The sequence below is a fragment of the Arthrobacter sp. PvP023 genome (genome assembly GCF_017832975.1).
Lineage (GTDB): Bacteria > Actinomycetota > Actinomycetes > Actinomycetales > Micrococcaceae > Arthrobacter.
The window spans coordinates 358,669-376,321 of record NZ_JAFIBI010000001.1 but is presented as its reverse complement, the minus strand read 5'-3'; the positions used below and the strand labels follow the sequence as shown (position 1 = coordinate 376,321).

23 protein-coding genes are annotated in these 17,653 nt (G+C 65.1%); 9 read left to right on the top strand and 14 right to left on the bottom strand.

What is annotated here, in order from left to right:
• Positions 1–24 precede the first annotated feature (24 nt).
• Complete coding sequence (locus JOE31_RS01770) at positions 25–567, top strand: CGNR zinc finger domain-containing protein (RefSeq protein WP_209741861.1); 543 nt, start codon at positions 25–27, stop codon at positions 565–567.
• Positions 568–629: 62 nt separating this feature from the next.
• Here the strand turns inward: JOE31_RS01770 and JOE31_RS01765 are convergent, their stop codons facing one another.
• From JOE31_RS01765 to JOE31_RS01755, 3 genes are all read right to left on the bottom strand, one after another.
• Entirely contained in the window at positions 630–992 is a 363-nt protein-coding gene (locus tag JOE31_RS01765) for a hypothetical protein (protein ID WP_209741860.1), read from the bottom strand.
• Between the two features lie 82 nt (positions 993–1,074).
• A complete protein-coding gene (locus JOE31_RS01760; RefSeq protein ID WP_209741859.1) occupies positions 1,075–1,671 on the bottom strand; it encodes a hypothetical protein in 597 nt (198 codons plus the stop codon).
• Positions 1,668–3,044: an MATE family efflux transporter gene (locus JOE31_RS01755; RefSeq protein ID WP_209741858.1), complete on the bottom strand. Its 1,377-nt coding sequence runs from the start codon at positions 3,042–3,044 to the stop codon at positions 1,668–1,670. Before JOE31_RS01755 ends, JOE31_RS01760 begins: the two co-directional genes overlap by 4 nt.
• 149 nt (positions 3,045–3,193) lie before the next feature.
• Between JOE31_RS01755 and JOE31_RS01750 the strand changes: the two genes are divergently transcribed.
• A complete protein-coding gene (locus JOE31_RS01750) occupies positions 3,194–3,628 on the top strand; it encodes a DoxX family protein (RefSeq protein WP_209741857.1) in 435 nt (144 codons plus the stop codon).
• Positions 3,629–3,741: 113 nt separating this feature from the next.
• Here the strand turns inward: JOE31_RS01750 and aztD are convergent, their stop codons facing one another.
• Complete coding sequence (gene aztD / locus JOE31_RS01745; protein ID WP_209741856.1) at positions 3,742–5,109, bottom strand: zinc metallochaperone AztD; 1,368 nt, start codon at positions 5,107–5,109, stop codon at positions 3,742–3,744.
• Positions 5,110–5,275: 166 nt separating this feature from the next.
• On the opposite strand from aztD, the gene JOE31_RS01740 reads away from it, so the two are divergent.
• Positions 5,276–6,262: an acyl-CoA thioesterase gene (locus JOE31_RS01740; protein ID WP_209741855.1), complete on the top strand. Its 987-nt coding sequence runs from the start codon at positions 5,276–5,278 to the stop codon at positions 6,260–6,262.
• A gap of 9 nt (positions 6,263–6,271) precedes the next feature.
• Here JOE31_RS01740 and dnaB read toward each other — a convergent pair whose 3' ends face one another.
• Positions 6,272–7,654 (bottom strand): replicative DNA helicase, encoded by a 1,383-nt coding sequence (dnaB, locus tag JOE31_RS01735; protein ID WP_209741854.1) that lies wholly within the window; start codon positions 7,652–7,654, stop codon positions 6,272–6,274.
• A gap of 683 nt (positions 7,655–8,337) precedes the next feature.
• On the opposite strand from dnaB, the gene JOE31_RS01730 reads away from it, so the two are divergent.
• On the top strand, positions 8,338–8,805 hold the full coding sequence (locus tag JOE31_RS01730; protein WP_209741853.1) for a hypothetical protein: 468 nt from the start codon (positions 8,338–8,340) through the stop codon (positions 8,803–8,805).
• Positions 8,806–8,807: 2 nt separating this feature from the next.
• The gene (locus JOE31_RS01725) at positions 8,808–9,389 is read left to right on the top strand and encodes a hypothetical protein (RefSeq protein WP_209741852.1); all 582 of its coding nucleotides are present in this window, start codon (positions 8,808–8,810) and stop codon (positions 9,387–9,389) included.
• Positions 9,390–9,406: 17 nt separating this feature from the next.
• Here the strand turns inward: JOE31_RS01725 and JOE31_RS01720 are convergent, their stop codons facing one another.
• On the bottom strand, positions 9,407–9,790 hold the full coding sequence (locus tag JOE31_RS01720) for a zf-TFIIB domain-containing protein (protein WP_209741851.1): 384 nt from the start codon (positions 9,788–9,790) through the stop codon (positions 9,407–9,409).
• A gap of 70 nt (positions 9,791–9,860) precedes the next feature.
• A complete protein-coding gene (locus JOE31_RS01715) occupies positions 9,861–10,487 on the bottom strand; it encodes an FMN reductase (RefSeq protein ID WP_209741850.1) in 627 nt (208 codons plus the stop codon).
• Positions 10,488–10,636: 149 nt separating this feature from the next.
• Between JOE31_RS01715 and JOE31_RS01710 the strand changes: the two genes are divergently transcribed.
• A complete protein-coding gene (locus JOE31_RS01710) occupies positions 10,637–11,059 on the top strand; it encodes a DUF1801 domain-containing protein (protein WP_209741849.1) in 423 nt (140 codons plus the stop codon).
• Between the two features lie 140 nt (positions 11,060–11,199).
• Here JOE31_RS01710 and rplI read toward each other — a convergent pair whose 3' ends face one another.
• From rplI to rpsF, 4 genes are all read right to left on the bottom strand, one after another.
• A complete protein-coding gene (gene rplI / locus JOE31_RS01705; RefSeq protein WP_043479709.1) occupies positions 11,200–11,652 on the bottom strand; it encodes a 50S ribosomal protein L9 in 453 nt (150 codons plus the stop codon).
• Positions 11,653–11,669: 17 nt separating this feature from the next.
• Complete coding sequence (gene rpsR / locus JOE31_RS01700; RefSeq protein WP_003800144.1) at positions 11,670–11,909, bottom strand: 30S ribosomal protein S18; 240 nt, start codon at positions 11,907–11,909, stop codon at positions 11,670–11,672.
• 126 nt (positions 11,910–12,035) lie between these two features.
• Complete coding sequence (locus JOE31_RS01695) at positions 12,036–12,614, bottom strand: single-stranded DNA-binding protein (RefSeq protein ID WP_209741848.1); 579 nt, start codon at positions 12,612–12,614, stop codon at positions 12,036–12,038.
• Positions 12,615–12,669: 55 nt separating this feature from the next.
• Positions 12,670–12,975, bottom strand: coding sequence for a 30S ribosomal protein S6 (rpsF, locus tag JOE31_RS01690; RefSeq protein WP_011693941.1), 306 nt, complete (start codon positions 12,973–12,975; stop codon positions 12,670–12,672).
• A gap of 266 nt (positions 12,976–13,241) precedes the next feature.
• Here rpsF and JOE31_RS01685 point away from each other — a divergent pair, with 266 nt between their 5' ends.
• Positions 13,242–13,910 carry a DUF1345 domain-containing protein gene (locus JOE31_RS01685; protein ID WP_209741847.1) on the top strand — a complete coding sequence of 223 codons (669 nt, stop codon included), beginning with the start codon at positions 13,242–13,244 and terminating at the stop codon, positions 13,908–13,910.
• Between the two features lie 35 nt (positions 13,911–13,945).
• On the opposite strand, the gene JOE31_RS01680 is transcribed toward JOE31_RS01685, so the two are convergent.
• Genes JOE31_RS01680 through JOE31_RS01670 form a run of 3 tightly spaced genes read right to left on the bottom strand, consistent with a single transcriptional unit; the run spans position 13,946 to position 16,589 of the window.
• Entirely contained in the window at positions 13,946–15,289 is a 1,344-nt protein-coding gene (locus JOE31_RS01680) for a M18 family aminopeptidase (protein ID WP_209741846.1), read from the bottom strand.
• 48 nt (positions 15,290–15,337) lie between these two features.
• A complete protein-coding gene (locus JOE31_RS01675) occupies positions 15,338–16,252 on the bottom strand; it encodes an intradiol ring-cleavage dioxygenase (protein ID WP_209741845.1) in 915 nt (304 codons plus the stop codon).
• Between the two features lie 22 nt (positions 16,253–16,274).
• Positions 16,275–16,589 carry a DUF1508 domain-containing protein gene (locus tag JOE31_RS01670; protein WP_245198906.1) on the bottom strand — a complete coding sequence of 105 codons (315 nt, stop codon included), beginning with the start codon at positions 16,587–16,589 and terminating at the stop codon, positions 16,275–16,277.
• A gap of 215 nt (positions 16,590–16,804) precedes the next feature.
• On the opposite strand from JOE31_RS01670, the gene JOE31_RS01665 reads away from it, so the two are divergent.
• Entirely contained in the window at positions 16,805–17,290 is a 486-nt protein-coding gene (locus JOE31_RS01665; protein WP_209741844.1) for an Hsp20/alpha crystallin family protein, read from the top strand.
• Between the two features lie 69 nt (positions 17,291–17,359).
• Entirely contained in the window at positions 17,360–17,644 is a 285-nt protein-coding gene (locus JOE31_RS01660) for a hypothetical protein (protein ID WP_209741843.1), read from the top strand.
• Positions 17,645–17,653 lie beyond the last annotated feature (9 nt).

Genomic DNA, 17,653 nt, shown 5'->3' with positions numbered 1-17,653 from the left:
GCCCGGTCCCTGTAAGGAGTCAAGATGGTTTTTGCCCCTGACACTGAAGTTGCGCTTCGCACCGTTGTGGGACTGATCAACAGCGCGGCAAACGGCGAAGAACATCTCGCCACGATCGCGGACCTGGACCGCTTCCTTCTGGCCGAAGGCTTCTCCGGCGCGAGGTCACGTGACGCGGCTGAACTGGCCAGCGTCCATAAGTTGCGGAGCCAACTCACCGAGCTGTGGACCATGGATGAGGACGCGGCCGTCGCGACGGTGAACCGCATACTCCGCGAAGCCAATGCCCTTCCGCAGCTGATCAAGCACGATGAATGGGACTGGCACCTGCACGCCACTACCCGCGAGGCACCGCTGGCGGACCGGATGGGCACCGAGGCCGCCATGGCGCTGGCGGACGTAATCCGCAGCAAGGAGATGGACCGGATGCTGGTGTGCGCCGCGGAGGATTGCGACGCCGTAGTGCTGGACCTCAGCCGGAACAGGTCCAAGCGCTATTGCGATACCGGGAATTGCGCCAACCGGGCGCACGTGGCCGCCTACCGCGCACGGAAAGCCGTGTCCTAGGGACGCGTGGCGGAAGGACCGCCGCTGGAGGGAACCGGTGCCGGGGGAAGCCCCGGGAGAATCTAGCGGGGGTCGGCGCCGGGGGCGGCATCCGGCGTACCGGGAGCCTGCGCGTCCGGGCGCGCGGAATAGCCGCCATGGCCGGAGGACTTCCTGGAACTCAGGTTGACGCCGGACCCCTTACCCAGGTGGTCGGCATTGTCCTTGTAGCTCATGGAAAGCATCGCCGCGATGACCAGGGTCACGATGAATGCGATCCCCGCACCCGTGAAGGCGAGATCGAAACGTGGGGACCGGGCGCTGCCGCCGGAGGCGAAGATCAGCACGGCAAAGAAGGCCAGGACAGCCCAGAATGCGGAGAACATGAGGGGTCCCTTGACCGAGGTCCGCAGATTGCGCGGTTCTCCTGGTTTCTGCTGTGCCAAGGTGTTTCCTCCCGTGCAGCACGGCCTGAGCCCTGCCGCTTAAGTCAAGCGATTGTTCTACGCGAAGTAGAACCGTTCCCTACTAGTTTACGGCCTCGCTGGAAACAGACCGCGCATCGTGCCGCAAGGTCAGGGCCGCCAGGATCCAGAGAACGCCCGAAATGATCGCTCCGCCACCCGCCACTCCCAGCAGGGCATGCGCTCCGAGGCTGATGAAGAACGGCAGGGCCGCGGCTGTCCCCAGCCCGATCACGCCGGAGGCAAGCCAGTCACGCGCCAGGACACTGCGTCCGCGGTAGAGGAAACCAAGGCAGAGTTCCGCAGCTCCCAGCAGGCCCAGGCCCAGCGCCGCCAGGACACCGAACACCAGTTCACTGCCAAGGAACGCCACGGCCACACCGGCACCGGTGAGTGCTGCCCCGGCAGCTGCCATGATCTTGCCGGCCGACTGCTTGGCCGCCAAGCCAAACTTCCCGATTCCGCGGATCAGTATTACGCCGGTCGCCAGAAGGTAGAGCCCGCCGGCCCAGCCCATTTCGGAGGCCGACGGCGACGCCCAGAAGACGGTCAGTGCACCGAAGGCAAGGGCAAGCAGGGCCCTGGTGAGCACCGGCTTCCACAGGTCCGCGGCGGGAGCGGTCAGGGCAGCGGGATCGGAAGGAGTTGCGGGGAGGGTCACGGGTCCAGTTTAGTGCGCAGCGGATTCGACCCAAGAACCATCCACTTGTCAGTCCTTGCCCGCAGGCCCAGCGTTACCGCCCGCGCGGACATGTAACCCAGCGAAAAGGCCACCCACAGCCAGGCTAGCCCGGCGGCGCCGTCGACATGGGCGAGCCTGACGGCTGCCAGCAGCGGCAGGTACACCGCGAGGTTCACGACGCCGGCAATCGCCAGGTACTTCGCATCGCCGGCGCCGATGAGGACACCGTCCAGCACAAAAACATAGCCCGCAACCGGCTGTCCGGCGGCGAGCACCCACAGGGCGAGCATCAGTGCGGACTGGACGCCGGCGTCGGACGTGAACAACGCCCCGGCCCACGGGGCCGCAACGGCCAGCAGCACTCCCGTGATCACCCCGAACCACGCACCCCAGCGGATCATGGTCCGGGTCAGGTCCCGCACCGTGGCCGGGTTCGCCGCCCCCAATTCCTTGCCGATCAGGGCCTGGGCGGCAATGGCCAGGGCATCCAGGGCGAAGGCCAGGAAGGTGAAGATGGTCATGGCCAACTGGTGCGCAGCCAGGTTTACCGGGCCCTGCGCCGTGACCACCAGCACGGTCGCGAGGATCGCGATCCTCAGGCTGAGCGTCCGAAGCATGAGCCAGGACCCCACTTTGGTCATGGCACGCAAGCCCCGCCAGTCCGGACGGAGTGAAACCCCGTGATCACGCGCATTCCGCCGGACGATCGCCAGGTACACCAAGGCCATGGCCCACTGGGCAATGCTGGTGCCCACGGCGGAACCGGTCACGGACCAGCCCAGGCCGTAAACCAACGCCAGGTTGAGGAGGACGTTCAGCGTGAACCCGGCAGAGGCCACAGCCAAGGGGGTCCGGGTGTCCTGGAGGCCACGCAGCACGCCGGTCCCTGCGAAAATCAGCAGCATGGCGACGAGTCCGGGCATGGACCAGCGGAGATAGTCCACGGCGAACCGGCGGACGTCGCCCGTCGCGCCCATCAGGTCGACGAGCATCTCGGCACCGGCGAACCCTGCCGCCGCCAGCACCAGGCCCAGGACAAGCGCCAGCCAGACGCCGTCCCGTCCTGCCGCGAGGGCCTTGGGAAGCTTGCCCTCGCCGATGGCCCGGGCAACTGCAGGAGTGGTGGAGTATGCCAGGAACACCATGAGGCCCACGGCCGTGTGCAGCACTGCCGAAGCCAGCCCCACCCCCGCGAGCTGTGACACGCCGAGGTGGCCCACTATGGCCGAGTCCGCCAACAGAAAGAGCGGTTCCGCGATGAGGGCGCCGAATGCCGGCACGGCGAGGCGGAGGATTTCCCGGCCGTTTCGGCTGACAGGAACAGTCCGGGCGGTGGCACGTGAGTCTGGCACGGAGCCAGCCTAGCTGGAGAGACCTGTCACATGTCGACCACATTAGTTGACTCTTCAACCAATCAACTGGCAGGGTTAAGGATTGAAGCTTCAACCGCGTCCAGACGGGCGCCCGGCAATGCCCCCGACCTCGAAATGGTGAGATTCCCATGAACCAGTCCACACTGACAACCACAGCACTTACTATCCTGCGCGTCATAGCGGGCTTCCTGTTCGCAGCCCACGGCTGGCAGAAGTTCAACGAATGGACCATCGCCGGCACCCAGGCTTCGTTCGCCAAGATGGGCGTGCCCGCCGCTGACCTGGCAGCCCCTGCCGTGGCCACGCTCGAGCTTGCGGGTGGAATCGCCCTGATCCTGGGCGTCCTGACGCGCGTCTTCGCAGCCCTTCTCGCCGTGGACATGCTTGGCGCCCTGTTCCTGGTGCACGCCCCCGCCGGCGTCTTTGCCGCAACGGGCGGTTATGAACTCGTACTGCTGCTTGCAGCCGGAGCCTTGGCTATTGCACTGACCGGCGCCGGCAAGCTGGCCGTCGACCGGGCACTGTTCGGCCGCAGCAACTCGAAGCTCCGCGTCCTCGCGTAAGGCGGGAAGCAGCCCAAAAACCATCCCCGCACGACGCCGGGCCAGCCACGCAAGCGGCAGGCCCGGCGTCGCTGTCTGCGAACCGTAAGAGGCAGTCCCCCGCGGGGGGAATACTAACCGGATACGCCTGTCAGCTCGTTGGGCACGTGCGCGAGTTCCGCCGATTTGGCTACCTTCCCCGAGGAAAGGTCCACGGCATGGATCGCGCTGCTTGCAGGCTCCGTGATGTAGGCGGTGGAGCCCTGCACAAACAGCGTGGGGCGCGGGTCCTGCCAGGTTTCCGATTCCTCCCAGGCATCAACTACGGGGATGGTGGACGTGATGCTTCCGGTCAACGGGTCAATGACGCGCAGGGCACCGTCGGTTCCCAGGACCAGGGCCTCGCCCGCGGGACCCCTGCCCAGCGAGCGGAACGAATAGCTCGTACCGAGTTCCACCAGCCGGAGGGCGCCCGTCTCCGTATTGACGAGCGAGACGCGCGTAGGCCGTTCCAGCGCGGCATCCTTATCCACCTTGTAGTCACCCAGGACTACCGGCGACTTGGGGGAACCCGCCTGGTTTCCCATCCGCCCGTAGACGTCGGGGCTGGCCACTTTGGAAATCCTTCCGTCCCGGTAGATCAGCATTCCGTCTTCGCAGCCCACCACGACGGCGTCCGGCCCGGCAACCGCTTCGCCGTGCACGCCGGGGCAGTCCTCGTTGCGTACCAGTTCCGCCCGGTCCTGGCCCGCTCCCGCTGCCAGCACGGCAACCCCCCGCCTCGACTCCTCGTCACCGAGCGTGACGAGGAGTTTGCCCGCCTCAAGCGGTACCGCTACGCCATGGTGGGCTTCCGGGGTCGTGTAGACATCGCTGTCCGGAAGGACACCCGCACCCTCTGCCAGTCCCGCCGGGTCGAAGAGCTCCACCCTTCCGGAACCGTCACTGAAGAGGGCGGTCGTGCCGGAGTGGAAGACGGCGTGGCCGGACTTGCTGGCTTCGAACGAGGCAGCCGTGAGTGACGGCTCAACTGCGTAGGAATGCCCATGATCGCCATGCTTCTCAGTCCACACGCCCGCATCGAACACCCTGAACGCGTTTCCCGTGGACACCAGGACATGCCTGCCGTCGCCCGCGGGGTTCAACCGGTTGAAGCCCGCAAGCTCCGCCTCCCCCACGACCTCCAGTGAGGTGGCGTCGAGCACCGTGATGCCGCCGGAATGGGTCAGTACCAGCCTTGGCGCGGGGCCCTGGACCTCCCGGCTTGCACTGGACGACCCGGCGGACTCCCCGGCGGATGACGCGCCGCCTCCCGCCTGCGCGCCGTCACCGCTCCGCCCCGGGTCCGCGGCGCAAGCGCTCAGGACGAGCGTGGCAACAGCAAGTCCGGCTGCTCCCGGCAAGCCGATCGGGGAAACCCTCGGACCGGACCGCCGCGCCAGGCGAAGCGAGGGAAACGAGGGTTTGGAGTGGCGGCGAATGACGCTATGTGGGCTCTTCATAAACTAAATGATAGTCATTCTCATTAGACTGGCAAATCGGACAGTCGCTTCCGGGTCCACCCACTAGTCCCGCGTGGCGCGCCGCCCCCGCCGCATGTGGCGGGTTCTGCGGCGTTTGTGTCATTCGGACCCGCCGGTATGCCGGGGTCATCAGTAAACTCTCAGCATGAGCGAGACTGCCGCCAATTCAGTGACCCTCCGCTTTCTGGCGGCCCCCATGGACGTCGGCCACAGCGGCTCGGTGGACGCCGGGACGGTACTGGAATGGGTGGACAAGGCGGCCTATGCCGCGGCAGTTGGCTGGGCCAAGTCGTACTGCGTAACGGCCTACGTGGGCAACATCCACTTTGCCGACCCGGTCAACAGCGGGGACATGGTGGAAGTCACCGCCACGATCGTCTATACCGGGCGGTCCTCCATGCATATCCGCACGGTGGTGTCCTCTGGCGATCCCAAAGGCGGGGCGGCCACAATGCGCAGCCAGTGCATGGTGATATTTGTGGCCGTGGGCCCGGACGGTAAACCGGTCCCCGTCCCGCAGTTCGAACCTTCCACTCCGGAGGAGACCGAGCAGCGCGACCACGCCCTGGCGCGGATCAAGGTCCGCGAGGACATCGTCCAGGCCATGAATGCGCAGGAGTACACGGACGCCGGCACGGCGGAACGGGTGGTCCTTCGGTTCATGGCCGCCCCGACGGATGTGAACTGGGGCGGCAAGGTGCACGGCGGCATCGTCATGAAGTGGATCGACGAGGCCGCCTATGTTTGCGCGTCCCGGTATTGCGGCAAAGACACCGTGGCGGTATTTTCCGGCGGGGTGCGTTTCTACCGGCCGCTGCTGATAGGCCACGTCGTGGAAGTGGAGGCGCGCCTTGTGTACACCGGCACCAAGGGAATGCACATTGCGGTGCACGTCCGGTCCGGAGATCCCAAAGGCCGGGAGATGAACCTGACCACCTACTGCCTGACCGTCATGGTGGCCAGGGACGCGGCCGGGAATTCGGTGCCGATTCCGCCTTGGGTGCCGGTCTCGGAGGAGGACAAGCGCCTGCACGCCCACGCCCGGGAACTGCTGGAAATCCGTGGCCGGGCGCCGGGCAACCGGCTGCCCAACCACCTGCTCTCCGCTGGCGGGGTGCAGGAAGGCGCATAGTCGCGCTGGCTAGAAGCCGCCGCCGCCTGCGTCCGCTGCCATGTTGGCGAACCGCGAGTAATGCCCCTGGAAGGCCACCACAATGTCCTTCGTAGGGCCGTTACGGTGCTTGGCAATGAGGATGTCCGCCTCGCCGGCACGCGGCGATTCCTTGTCGTAGACGTCCTCGCGGTGGAGCAGGATGACCATGTCGGCGTCCTGCTCGATGGAACCTGATTCGCGGAGGTCCGAGACCATGGGCCGTTTGTCCTGGCGCTGTTCGGAGCCACGGTTCAACTGTGACAGGGCAATCACGGGCACCTGGAGCTCCTTGGCCAGCAGCTTCAGCGCACGGGAGAACTCCGAAACTTCCTGCTGGCGCGATTCCACTTTCTTGCCGGAGCTCATGAGCTGCAGGTAGTCCAGGATGACCAGCTTCAGGTCGTGCTGCTGCTTGAGCCGGCGGCATTTGGCCCGGATTTCCATGAGCGACATGTTGGGGCTGTCATCGATGAACAGCGGCGCGTCATTCATCCGGCCCATGGTGGTGGCGATCTTGGACCATTGTTCGTCCTTGATGGTGCCCTTGCGGAGGTCCTGGAGGCCTATGGTGGCCTCCGCGGACAGGAGGCGCATGGCGATTTCGTTCCGGCCCATTTCCAAGGAGAACATCACGGTGGCGAGGTTGTTCTTGATGGCCGCGGACCGGGCAAAGTCCAGGGCGAACGTGGACTTACCGACGGCCGGGCGGGCGGCGATGACGATCATCTGCCCCGGGTGCAGGCCGTGTGTGAGCTCGTCCAGTTCGTAGAAGCCCGTGGGCACGCCTGTCATGCCTTCGTCGCGGTGGCCCGAAGCTTCGATCTCGTCCACCGTGGATTCCATGACGTCCTTGAGGACAACGTAGTCCTCAGCCGTCCGTCGTTCGGCCACGGCGTAAATCTCGGCCTGGGCCTGGTTGACGAGGTCTTCCACTTCACCGTCCGAGCCGTAACCCAGCTGGACGATCTTGGTGCCGGCATTGACCAGCCGCCGCAGGACGGCACGTTCGGCAACGATCTCCGCGTAGTATCCGGCGTTGGCGGCAGTGGGTACGGTCTGGATGAGTTCGTGCAGGTAGGCGGGTCCGCCGATCCGGTTGATCTCTCCGCGCTTGGTCAGCTCATCAGACACCGTCACGGCGTCGGCAGGCTCGCCGCGGCCGTAGAGGTCAATGACGGCCTCGTAGATTGTCTCGTGGGCGGGGCGGTAGAAGTCCTGGCCCCGCAGGATCTCAACGACGTCGGCGATTGCGTCCTTGGACAGCATCATCCCGCCGAGAACTGATTGCTCGGCGGGGATGTCCTGGGGCGGCTTGCGGTTGCCTTCGGAACTCCGGGTGCCCTCGATTGAGTCCAGGTGCGTAACTGACAAAGCTGCCGTCCTCCGTTGTGTACCGCGGCGCATCTCTCATTGCCGTCGGTGCTGTGTTGCGATCTGCCATTGGGCTGTCGTGGCGCAGCGGAAGCCCGCTGTGCGGCAGGACAAGTACTACCACCCGGCACTGACAGTCGCGGGACTGCGCCCGCGCCCGCTGTTCCGGCCGCAACCCGGTTATCCCCAACTTGCGGAGGTTATCCACAATTGGGGGTCCGAGTGGGCGTCGGGATCGCCTGCAATATGCTCTTGCGGACTCCCGAAACCAAGTACTAGTGCCCCAAAAACAGGTATCCCGCTACGTTAGTACCCCTTCTCCCGGGCACCAAGCCCACATACATGCACACCTGTGGATAAGTTGTGGACTACCGGCCGCTGCTTGTGCACAGCCTGTGTGGCAACCTGTGGAAAGCAAGAAACTTTGGGCCCCAATATGGCTCTGACGTGCGAAAACGTTGAAAATGGCCTGTGGACGAAAGATTCTTTTTAGGAACGTTCATCCACAGCTTGCAGGTTCCCATTGGGGATACCGGCCAGTAACTCAGGGACAAGTGACGGAGAATATACCCGTCCTGTGATTTAGGCCGCTCCGGGGGGTCGAATTGACGCTTTCCTCGAAGGGCTGTATGCGCAGCCGAGAATATGCTGTGGATAACAGCGAACTGGCATAAGCTCTATTCATGGGCGATGTATTGATAGTTATGCTGCCTGCCCTCATCCTTGTGGCAGTGATCTGGGCGGTTTCCACGGCACTGAAACCCCGGGACACAGGCATCTCGGACGCGGAGCGCTATCAGCTGGAACTGGCCATACGGTCGCAGGCCCACTATGCCGCCCAGGTGCAGGCAGCGACCGCCGCACGGGCACGGGTTGACGCCGCCACCCGGCCAAGCCAGAACGAGCAACAGCAGTCGCAGCAGGCAGACCACGCACGGGCGGCCTTGCGCGCCCAGGCCGGCTCCAGCCCCGGTGTTGGAATGCATGGCTACCAGGGACCGGTCCTCCCCGGCGGCCAATTGAACCCGCAGTTCGCCCTCCAGCTGCAGTCCCTGGCCCGCAACGGCCAGAAACTGCAAGCCATCAAGATGCTGCGGCAGGCAACACACTCAGATCTCCTGACCGCAAAAAATTATGTAGATCGGCTTTAGCAATGGAATCGCTAGTGATCCCCGTCCTGATCCTGCTCATCGTGGGGGCCGCCGTCCTGCTGGTGGCCCGTGCCGTAGGACGCCGCACCGCCGGCGCAACGGGTGCCGCCGCCAAGACAAGCCGCGGCACGCCGTCCGGTGATCCCGTGGAAACGGCCAAGGCCGCAGCAGCCAAACTCACCGAAGACCAGCACCGACGCCTGTACGCCCTGATCGCCCAAGGCCAGGCCATGGCGGCCATCAAGCTCTACTACGAAGCCTCAGGTGAGGGCCTACGGGCCTCCCGCGACGCCGTTGGCGCCCTGGCCGCCCACCCGCAGCCGTTCCGCTCAGCGGCCCCTGAGGCGCCGGAGCATGACGACGACGATGCCCCCGAGCGTTTCCCGTACCGCTACCGCGCGATCGCCAGTAAGGGCGATGTCACGCGGGAGGTCAGCAGCAACATGCTGAATGACGAGATCTACGGCCGCATCCGCACGCTGGCCAGGAGCGGTGACACCGAGGCAGCGGCAACGGCGCTGACCCGGCACTCGGACATTTCCATGAAACAGGCCAGGGAGTTCATTGCGCTGCTCGACGACTGAGCATCCAGCCTGACCACTCAGAAATCGAAGAGCTCGCCGAGCCAGCCTTCCTTCTTCTTGGGCCGCCGTCGGTCGTCGTAGCGGCGGTCGTCATGGCGGGGCTGATCGTATCGGGGCCGGTCCCGGCGGTCGTCATAGCGACGATCATCCGGCCGCCGGTCATCCCGGCGGGGGTCAAGGGTGTTGTAAAGCGGCGGCGGAACAAGTCCGGGAACGGGAGGGGCGGCCGGCGGCACGGGTGCGGCCGGCGTCCCCGGACCCATCAGCTCGGCGGCGCGGTCGATGATCTTGTCGAGCTCGCCGCGGTCAAGCCACACGCCCCGGCACTGCGGACAGTAATCGATCTCCACTCCGCTGCGCTCACTCATTACCAGGTCTACGGAATCCACAGGGCATTTCATGTCCCGCACAACGAGCGGACCCCCGGAAAAGTTCGGAGCAGGCCCGGGCCGGGCGCCCGGCGGCTGGTGCCTAGCGGCCGTTCGAGATGCCGGCCAGGAGCTGTTCAAACGGCAGGGAACCGGCGGCGTCCGGCCTCCGCCGCGGCCGCGAGGCTGTGACAAGCTCCGTAAACTCTTCCGCCGCCCTGTCGATCCGCACCGAAAGGGGCGAGCCGCCGTCGTCCGCGTTTCCCCAGTCCTGGGGCCCGGCGAAGACGCCGGTGGCAGCCGTGCGGGTCCGAAGGTAGCTGAACAAGGGCCGCATGGCATAGTCCAGAACCATCTGGTGGCGGTCGGTGCCGCCGGTTGCCCCAAGGAGGACGGCCTTGCCCTCCAGCGCCTTGGGGTCCAGGACATCGAAGAACGACTTGAACAGGCCGCTGTAGGAGGCGCTGAACACCGGCGTGACGGCGATGATGCCGTCGGAGTCCTCCACGCCGGCAATCACTTCGGCCAGCCGCGGTGGCGCGTAGCCGGTGACGAAGTTGTTGGCAATGTCCACGGCCAGATCACGGAGTTCCACCACATCGATGGACACCTCGTAGCCGGCGGCCCTGAGCCTGCGTTGGCCCGCGGCTGCGAGTTGATCGGCCAGCAGCCTGCTCGACGACGGTACGCCCAGTCCGGCGCTGAGGACGGTTATGCGGCGGGTTTCCACGGTTTACTCCTGAGGTCAACGGTAAATCAAGACTACATGCGTTTGCATCTATCGAGTCAACCTGTCCGCTCCCGCGTTTATTCCACGGCAACGGAACACTGCCGGCGAACCCTGCTGACAAGCGCAGCGGTGTCTGCCAGACTGCCGTCATGGTTGAAAACAAGACGCAGGCAACCGACGCTTCCGTGGAGGACTTCCTTGACGGCGTGGAGAATCCCGCCCGGCAGCGGGACGGCCTGCGGCTCCTGGCCCTCATGAAGGAACACACCGGCGAAACACCCGTGATGTGGGGCCCCGGCATCGTGGGGTTTGGCAGCTACCACTACCGGTATGAGAGCGGCCGCGAGGGGGACACGGTGGCCGTCGGCTTCTCCCCGCGGAAGGGGAGCCTCTCCCTCTATGGCCTGACCTACGCGCCCGAAGCCGCGGAGCTTCTGCCGCGCCTTGGCAAGCACAAGGTCGGCGCAGGGTGCCTCTACATCAACAAACTCGAGGACGTGGATGAAGGCGTGCTGGCCGAACTCATCCGGGCGGGGCACCGGCACTCCACAACCGTGATGCACCAGGAGTAGCCCCCGGCCGCGGCAGGCCGTTTGAACAGCCGGGAATTAAAGAACAAAGGCCCCCTCCTTCGGTTCCAAAAAAGGGAATCCGAGGCGGGGGCCTTCAGCAGTTCAGGACTGCGTAGCGCTCTGGCGGTTGGCCGGAGGGACTACTTGCCTGCGACTACGTCGAGTTCGATCACAGCGGCAACGTCGTCGTGCAGACGGACGTTGGCCTGGTAGGAACCGGTCGACTTGATGTGAGCCGGCAGTTCAACCTTGCGCTTGTCGATGCGGCCGAGGCCGGCGGCCTCAACAGCGTCGGCCACGTCGCCCTGCTTGACGGTGCCGAACAGACGTCCGGTCTCGCCAGCCTTGACAACGAGCTTGACCGGCTTGGCCTGCAGTGCAGCGGCCTGCTTCTGAGCGTCTTCCAGGGAAGCGTGCTCGCGGGCAGCGCGGGCAGCCTTGATGGACTCAACCTGCTTCTCGCCACCCTTGGACCAGGTCAGTGCGAAACCGCGGGGCAGCAGGAAGTTACGTGCGTAACCGTCCTTGACCTCGACAACATCGCCAGCAGCACCGAGACCGGTTACTTCGTGGGTCAGAATGAGCTTTGCCATTTTAGTTAATCCCTTCCTTAGCCGCGGCCAGCGCCGGAGTAAGGCAGCAGAGCAACTTCGCGGGCGTTCTTGATTGCCTGGGCGATTTTGCGCTGTTCCTGCACCGTGACGCCAGTGACGCGACGGGCGCGGATCTTTCCGCGGTCGGAGATGAACTTGCGCAGCAATGCTACGTCCTTGTAGTCGATGACGGTGATGTCAGCGGCCTTCAAGGGGTTGGACTTTGGTTTGGGCTTACGGAGTTCAGCCTTAGCCATCGTGGAGCTCCTATTCTATGGAGCCCGTGGATATTGATCCACGGGATGGTGGTGGTTCGACGGCGGCACTCACCCGGGAGCCGTAAGGCATCCCGGCGGGTTCCGGCACCGGACCTGAATTATTGGTTAGAAGGGAGGTTCGGAATCCGGGCCGTTGCCCCAGCCGCCGCCTGCATTGCTGACACCGGGCGTTGCCCAAGGGTCTTCCTGCGCTGCTGCGGGCTGGTTGCCGCCCCAGTTTCCTCCGGTAGTGCCACCCTGGCTTGCACCCTGGCCGCCACCGAACCCACCGCCGCTGTTGCCGCCGCCGAAGCCACCCTGGCCACCCTGACCGCCGGAGCGCTGGGTGCGGTTGACCTTGGCGTTGGCGTAGCGCAGGCTCGGGCCGATTTCATCGACTTCGAGCTCGATAACGGTGCGCTTTTCGCCTTCTTTGGTTTCGTAGGAACGGCTCTTCAAACGTCCGGAAACGATTACCCGCATACCCTTCGTGAGGGATTCTGCGACGTTTTCGGCTGCTTCACGCCAGACGGACGCGCGGAGGAACAGGGTTTCCCCGTCCTTCCACTCGTTTGACTGGCGATCGAAGGTGCGGGGCGTAGAAGCGATGGTGAAATTCGCTACTGCCGAACCTGACGGTGTGAACCTCAGTTCGGGGTCATTGGTGAGATTACCGATGACCGTAATAGTGGTTTCGCCTGCCATCTACTGCCTCCTTGTTCGTTCCTGCGGGGTAAAGATTGAATGCACGATGCTGAAATTACTCAGCAACGACCTTCTGCTCTTCGGGGCGGGTGATCTTGGTGCGCATGATGGTCTCGTTGAGACTCAGCTGGCGGTCAAGTTCCTTGGCGGTGTCCGGCTTGGCGGTGAAGTTCACCACGGCGTAGATACCTTCAGACTTCTTCTTGATTTCGTAAGCCAGTCGACGACGGCCCCAGATGTCAACCTTTTCGATGGTTCCACCATCGTTGGTGATGACGTTCAGGAACTTCTGAAGCGACGGCTCAACGGTACGCTCTTCGACCTCGGGGTCGATGATTACCATCAATTCGTAAGGACGCATATGTGAACCCACCTCCTTTGGGCTAAGCGGTTACGGCATTTCCGTAACAGGAGGTTCATTTGCGGTGCCGTGCGCATCCGTCCCCAAAACGGAGGCAGGACGCAGCACAGACTTCAATATCTTAGTGCATTTAGGCCGGTTTCGGCGATTCGTGACCGCTTCAGGCTAGTCCCGGGTCCGTGCCGGGCGGAAACGCTCCGGGCCCCTATGTGGAAAAACGAACCGGAACCGGGCGCAGCCTGTTTGTTTGGCTAGAGTATCGACACATGGACACCAGCCCGCTGCCCGCCAGGGTGAAACGAAGCCGGCTGCGGTTTCTTGCCATGGTTATGACCGGGCTGGCGGCCGCTGCGGCCACCGGACTGTCCGGATATTGGGTGGAGGCGCCGGCCGTCGGCTGGGGCAGCGCCGCACTGGTCTACGTGGCCTGGGTCTGGCTTGTAGTGGGACGCCTCGACCCCGCAGGGACCCGCGCCCACGCGACGTCTGAGGACCCGTCCCGCAGCACCACCGACCTGCTCATCCTGGTGGCCAACGTCGCCAGCCTGGCCGCAGTTGCCGCCGTGGTGGTGGACTCGCACAGGTCCGACGGCGGCTCGCGACTGAGCGGCGGCCTCCTGGCCCTGGCGTGCGTCGCGTTGTCGTGGATCCTGGTGCAGACCCTTTTCACCCTGCGCTACGCCGAGCTGTACTACAGTCCCGGGAAGCGCGGCGGATCGGACGCGGGCGGCATAGATTTCAACCAGGACCGGCCTCCGCAGTACACGGACTTCGCCTACCTGGCCACGAGCCTGGGCATGACATACCAGGTGTCCGACACCAATCTGCAGAACCACCTCATCAGGGCCGAAGCGCTCAAACACAGCCTGCTGTCCTATCTCTTCGGCACCGTCATCCTGGCCACCACCATCAACCTGGTGATCGGGCTCGCGTAAGAACCGGCCTGTTGCACGGGCACATACATCCCCGCCTAGGCAGCCGTCCGGAAGAACAGCTCGGTCACCCGGGCCAGCCGGAAGGGGTCTTCGACGCCGCAGAGTTCACGGGCGGAGTGCATGGACAGCAGCGGCACACCTACGTCCACGGTCCTGATACCCAGCCGCGTCGCCGTCAGCGGCCCGATCGTGGACCCGCACGGCATCACGTTGTTCGAGACGAACTCCTGGTACGGGACCCCCGCATCGGAGCACAGCCGCGCCCAGAAGGCGGCACCCGGGCCGTCGGTCGCGTAGCGCTGGTTGGCGTTGATCTTGAGCAACGGGCCGCCGTTGAGCACAGGCCGGTTGACCGGGTCATGGCGCTCCGCGTAGTTCGGGTGCACCGCGTGGCCGGCGTCGGCCGACACGCAGAACGACGCCGCCAGGGCCTGCCGGCGCTGGCTGGCCGACGCCCCGAGGCCGTCCGAGATGCGCACCAAGACGTCTTCGAGGAGCGGTCCGCAGGCCCCCGACCGCGAGTTGGAACCGATCTCCTCGTGGTCGAACGCCGCCAGTACCGCGACGGGGCCCCCGTCCTCCTGGTCTCCGGCCTCGGCATGTGCGATGAGCGCGGCCAGGCCGGCATGGGTGGCGGACAGGTTGTCCAGCCGTCCGGAGGCAAAGAACTCACCCTTGGCCCCGAAAACCGCGGCCGGTTGCGTGTCTGCCACAACGACGTCGTACCCGCCGATCTGTCCCGGATCCACCGGCGCGGAGCCGGGAGCCGCTGCGGTGGCCCGTTCGGCCAGCAGCGCGAGGAGGTCCTCGGCTCCCGGATCGCCGAGCCCAAAGACGGGATTCATGTGCTGCTGCTTGTCCAGCACCAGGCCCTCATTGACCGCGCGATCCAGGTGGATGGCGAGCTGCGGGAACCTCAGCAGCGGACCGGTGGCGGTCAGGCGCTGTGTACCGTCCAGCATCACCAGCCGGCCGGCCAGCTGCAGTTCCCGGTCCAGCCAGGAATTGAGCAGGGGGCCGCCGTAGACCTCCACACCGGCCTGCAGCCAGCCGAATTTTCCCGTGGTGGGCTTGGGCTTGAGTTTGAATGACGGCGAATCGGTGTGTGCCCCGAGGATGTTGAAGCCGGTGGTCGGTCCGGCATTCTTCGGAGTCACCCATGCGATCAGGGCGCCGTCGCGGACCACATAGAACCGCCCCGCCCCACCGCCATTCGTGCCACTGCCGGCCGGCCATGCCGCCAGTTCGTCCAGGCCGGTGAAGCCCGCCTGGTCCAGCCGGCTCGCGGCTTCCTGTACTGCGTGAAAGCTCGACGGCGAGGCGCTGACGTACGCGCCGAGGTCCTGGATGTGGTCTGCGGCAGTGGCGTGGGAAGGCATGGCTCCGAGTCTAGCCGGGACCCGGCGGCCCGCGCCTGAGGCCTTGTCCTAGACCGTGACGTTGAGTCCTGCCGAGTAGCCGGCGGCCACTGAACCGGACATGGTGGCCAACTGGTGGATTCCGCCATCGTCGCCAAACACGTTGTCCGAGGTAAGCGTGGTGTTCGGAAAATTCCGGGCACTGGACTCATATCCTGCCGTTGCGTAAACCTCGTTGCATGCTGCCTCCGTCATGGCGATCTGGGAGACCGCCAGCACCTGGCCGGCAGCCGTGGCATTGCTCATGGACTCGAAGACTTCGAAGTGGATGTGCGGCCAGCGGCCGTTGTAGGCACCGGGGTAGATGGTGGTGAAAGAGACCTGCCCGTTGGCATCCGCTTCCTGGACACCGCGAAGGAAGTTCTCATTTTCAAGTCCGGCGTCGTACATCGAGTATTTGCCGTCCCGGTCGCAGTGCCAGGCGTAGACGGCGGCCCCGGCAAGGGGTTTGCAGCCGCTGGCGTTGTCCAGGAGAGTCAAGGTGACCGTCAGCGGGATGCCTTCGGCCTTGGTGGTGGAGGTCCCGAAGCTGGCGGTGATGTCCTGCCGGACCACGCCGGACGCCTCCAGGACGTTGGGGCCATTGGAACCGTCTCCAGGATAGGGCCCCGCTGTCTCCTGCGGAATTTCCACGCCGCATTCAGCGATGGCACGGGTCAGCGTGGGTGACGCGGAGGGTGTAGCGGACGCAGACGCTGAGGGAGTCGGCGTGGTGGTTGCGGAACTGCTGGCGGCCGCCGTCGTGCTCGCCGTTCCGGAAGCGGACCCGCCGCCGGGAGTGCAGGCTGCCAAGGCGGCGGCCGCTGTGCCGGCACCGAAAAAGAGGCCCAGGGAACGCCGGCTCATCAGGGTGGAGAGGTCGAATTCAAGGCCGCGATCGTGGTCGGGATGGGGTTCGCGGGAAGGTTGCGGTGACGTTGTCATGGACACATCAAACGCTGACGGGCTATGCCGCGCATAGGCCTTTCCTGTGAGCCCGCTGTGCGACTGCCGAGGGTGCGGGGGTCTTCATGGTTCGGGTCTTTACCGGCTCGTGGACGTTTGGACAAAGGTTCCTGATCAGTCCTGTGCCGGCGCATTCCCGCATTGCCTCGATGCCGGCGGCGGCCGCCCTGGTATCCGGAAACGGCCGGGACACGGCCAGCACCGTGCCGTCGGGGGCGATCATCCTGAAACGCACCCCGGCTGCATCGTCCGCGAAAAGTTCAAATTGTCCCGCCATGGTTTCCTTCCGAAGGTGGTCGTGGGGATTCCCATCCATGATGCCCCGCATGCCTTCGACCGGTAAGGGACGAAAGTCCTCTGTTTGGATAAATTCCCGCACGCGGATGCGGGCTCTGCCTGTGGGCGGGTTCACTCCTGCACCACCGGGGACTTTGGGCCCTGTTGTCCGGTCCGGGGATGGGTATCTACTGGGGTTTGGGTCCGGGCCGCCAATGGGTGTCGGCTTGCCAGGAGAACAATCAGGAGAGAGCTATGTCCGGTGCGTTGAAATGGTCCCCGTTCGAATCGGCCCGGTGGCCGTCTGCCCAGGACGGGGCGGGCAGGAAGCCGTCACCGTTCGCTGGCGCGATGGCACGCCCCTTCGAACACCCGGACGCGCCAATGGCCGCGAGCGTCGCGGAAGTCAGTGTCGACGAGTACGTCGACGAGGAGACCCTCGTGGTCCGGGCCCAGATGCCCGGCGCTGATCCCGACAGGGACATTGAGGTTTCAGTGGCCGGCGGAGTGCTGCACATCCGGGCAGGGCGCGACGAGGCCGGCGGCAACTCCGACGGGGACCGCTTTCCTTCCGGACTGAGGTATCGCCGATTCAGCCGCAACCTGCCGTTGCCGGAGGGTGTGACGGACAAGGACATCAAAGTGTCCTTCCGGAACGGCGTCCTGGAAGTCAGGACCCCTCTTCCCGCGGCACCTGGAACCGATGCCGCCGAGAAGCGGCTTCCCATCAGCCGCGATTAGCCCAGCTCCGCCATCAAACAGCAGCCCGACCGGGAAAGAGGCTAACCAACACATGGAACGGGTCCCCTCATGGAACTGAAATCACAGTGGCACCGGCTTGATCCCGCGACCCGCCAGTGGCTCATGGACAATCCCGGGTGCGTTGTGCTGCCCAGGACGATTTCGGCCATCGTCGCCCGGGTTGCGGACGAGCCCGTGGTCCGCGATCAGCACGGTGCCATACAGCTCACCGCGGCAGACGTCAGCTTCATCCGCTCCCGCATTCACGGATCATCCGCCGCAACCGGGGATCATCGTTTCTTCGACGCGGTGCAGCCGGCTCCAAACGGAACGGAGTCCGGTCACCTTGACTGAAGGTGGCCG

What these genes read in the sequence shown, in the direction of transcription:
- rplI (WP_043479709.1), bottom strand. Translation starts at nt 11,652, where the DNA reads ATGGCAAAGCTCATTCTGACCCACGAAGTAACCGGTCTCGGTGCTGCT.
- rpsF (WP_011693941.1), bottom strand. Translation starts at nt 12,975, where the DNA reads ATGCGTCCTTACGAATTGATGGTAATCATCGACCCCGAGGTCGAAGAG.
- JOE31_RS01675 (WP_209741845.1), bottom strand. Translation starts at nt 16,252, where the DNA reads ATGACAACGTCACCGCAACCTTCCCGCGAACCCCATCCCGACCACGAT.
- JOE31_RS01695 (WP_209741848.1), bottom strand. Translation starts at nt 12,614, where the DNA reads ATGGCAGGCGAAACCACTATTACGGTCATCGGTAATCTCACCAATGAC.
- JOE31_RS01740 (WP_209741855.1), top strand. Translation starts at nt 5,276, where the DNA reads ATGAGCGAGACTGCCGCCAATTCAGTGACCCTCCGCTTTCTGGCGGCC.
- JOE31_RS01750 (WP_209741857.1), top strand. Translation starts at nt 3,194, where the DNA reads ATGAACCAGTCCACACTGACAACCACAGCACTTACTATCCTGCGCGTC.
- JOE31_RS01660 (WP_209741843.1), top strand. Translation starts at nt 17,360, where the DNA reads ATGGAACTGAAATCACAGTGGCACCGGCTTGATCCCGCGACCCGCCAG.
- JOE31_RS01730 (WP_209741853.1), top strand. Translation starts at nt 8,338, where the DNA reads ATGGGCGATGTATTGATAGTTATGCTGCCTGCCCTCATCCTTGTGGCA.
- JOE31_RS01670 (WP_245198906.1), bottom strand. Translation starts at nt 16,589, where the DNA reads ATGGATGGGAATCCCCACGACCACCTTCGGAAGGAAACCATGGCGGGA.
- JOE31_RS01710 (WP_209741849.1), top strand. Translation starts at nt 10,637, where the DNA reads ATGGTTGAAAACAAGACGCAGGCAACCGACGCTTCCGTGGAGGACTTC.
- aztD (WP_209741856.1), bottom strand. Translation starts at nt 5,109, where the DNA reads ATGAAGAGCCCACATAGCGTCATTCGCCGCCACTCCAAACCCTCGTTT.
- JOE31_RS01770 (WP_209741861.1), top strand. Translation starts at nt 25, where the DNA reads ATGGTTTTTGCCCCTGACACTGAAGTTGCGCTTCGCACCGTTGTGGGA.
- rpsR (WP_003800144.1), bottom strand. Translation starts at nt 11,909, where the DNA reads ATGGCTAAGGCTGAACTCCGTAAGCCCAAACCAAAGTCCAACCCCTTG.
- JOE31_RS01665 (WP_209741844.1), top strand. Translation starts at nt 16,805, where the DNA reads ATGTCCGGTGCGTTGAAATGGTCCCCGTTCGAATCGGCCCGGTGGCCG.
- JOE31_RS01725 (WP_209741852.1), top strand. Translation starts at nt 8,808, where the DNA reads ATGGAATCGCTAGTGATCCCCGTCCTGATCCTGCTCATCGTGGGGGCC.
- JOE31_RS01685 (WP_209741847.1), top strand. Translation starts at nt 13,242, where the DNA reads ATGGACACCAGCCCGCTGCCCGCCAGGGTGAAACGAAGCCGGCTGCGG.
- JOE31_RS01720 (WP_209741851.1), bottom strand. Translation starts at nt 9,790, where the DNA reads ATGAAATGCCCTGTGGATTCCGTAGACCTGGTAATGAGTGAGCGCAGC.
- JOE31_RS01680 (WP_209741846.1), bottom strand. Translation starts at nt 15,289, where the DNA reads ATGCCTTCCCACGCCACTGCCGCAGACCACATCCAGGACCTCGGCGCG.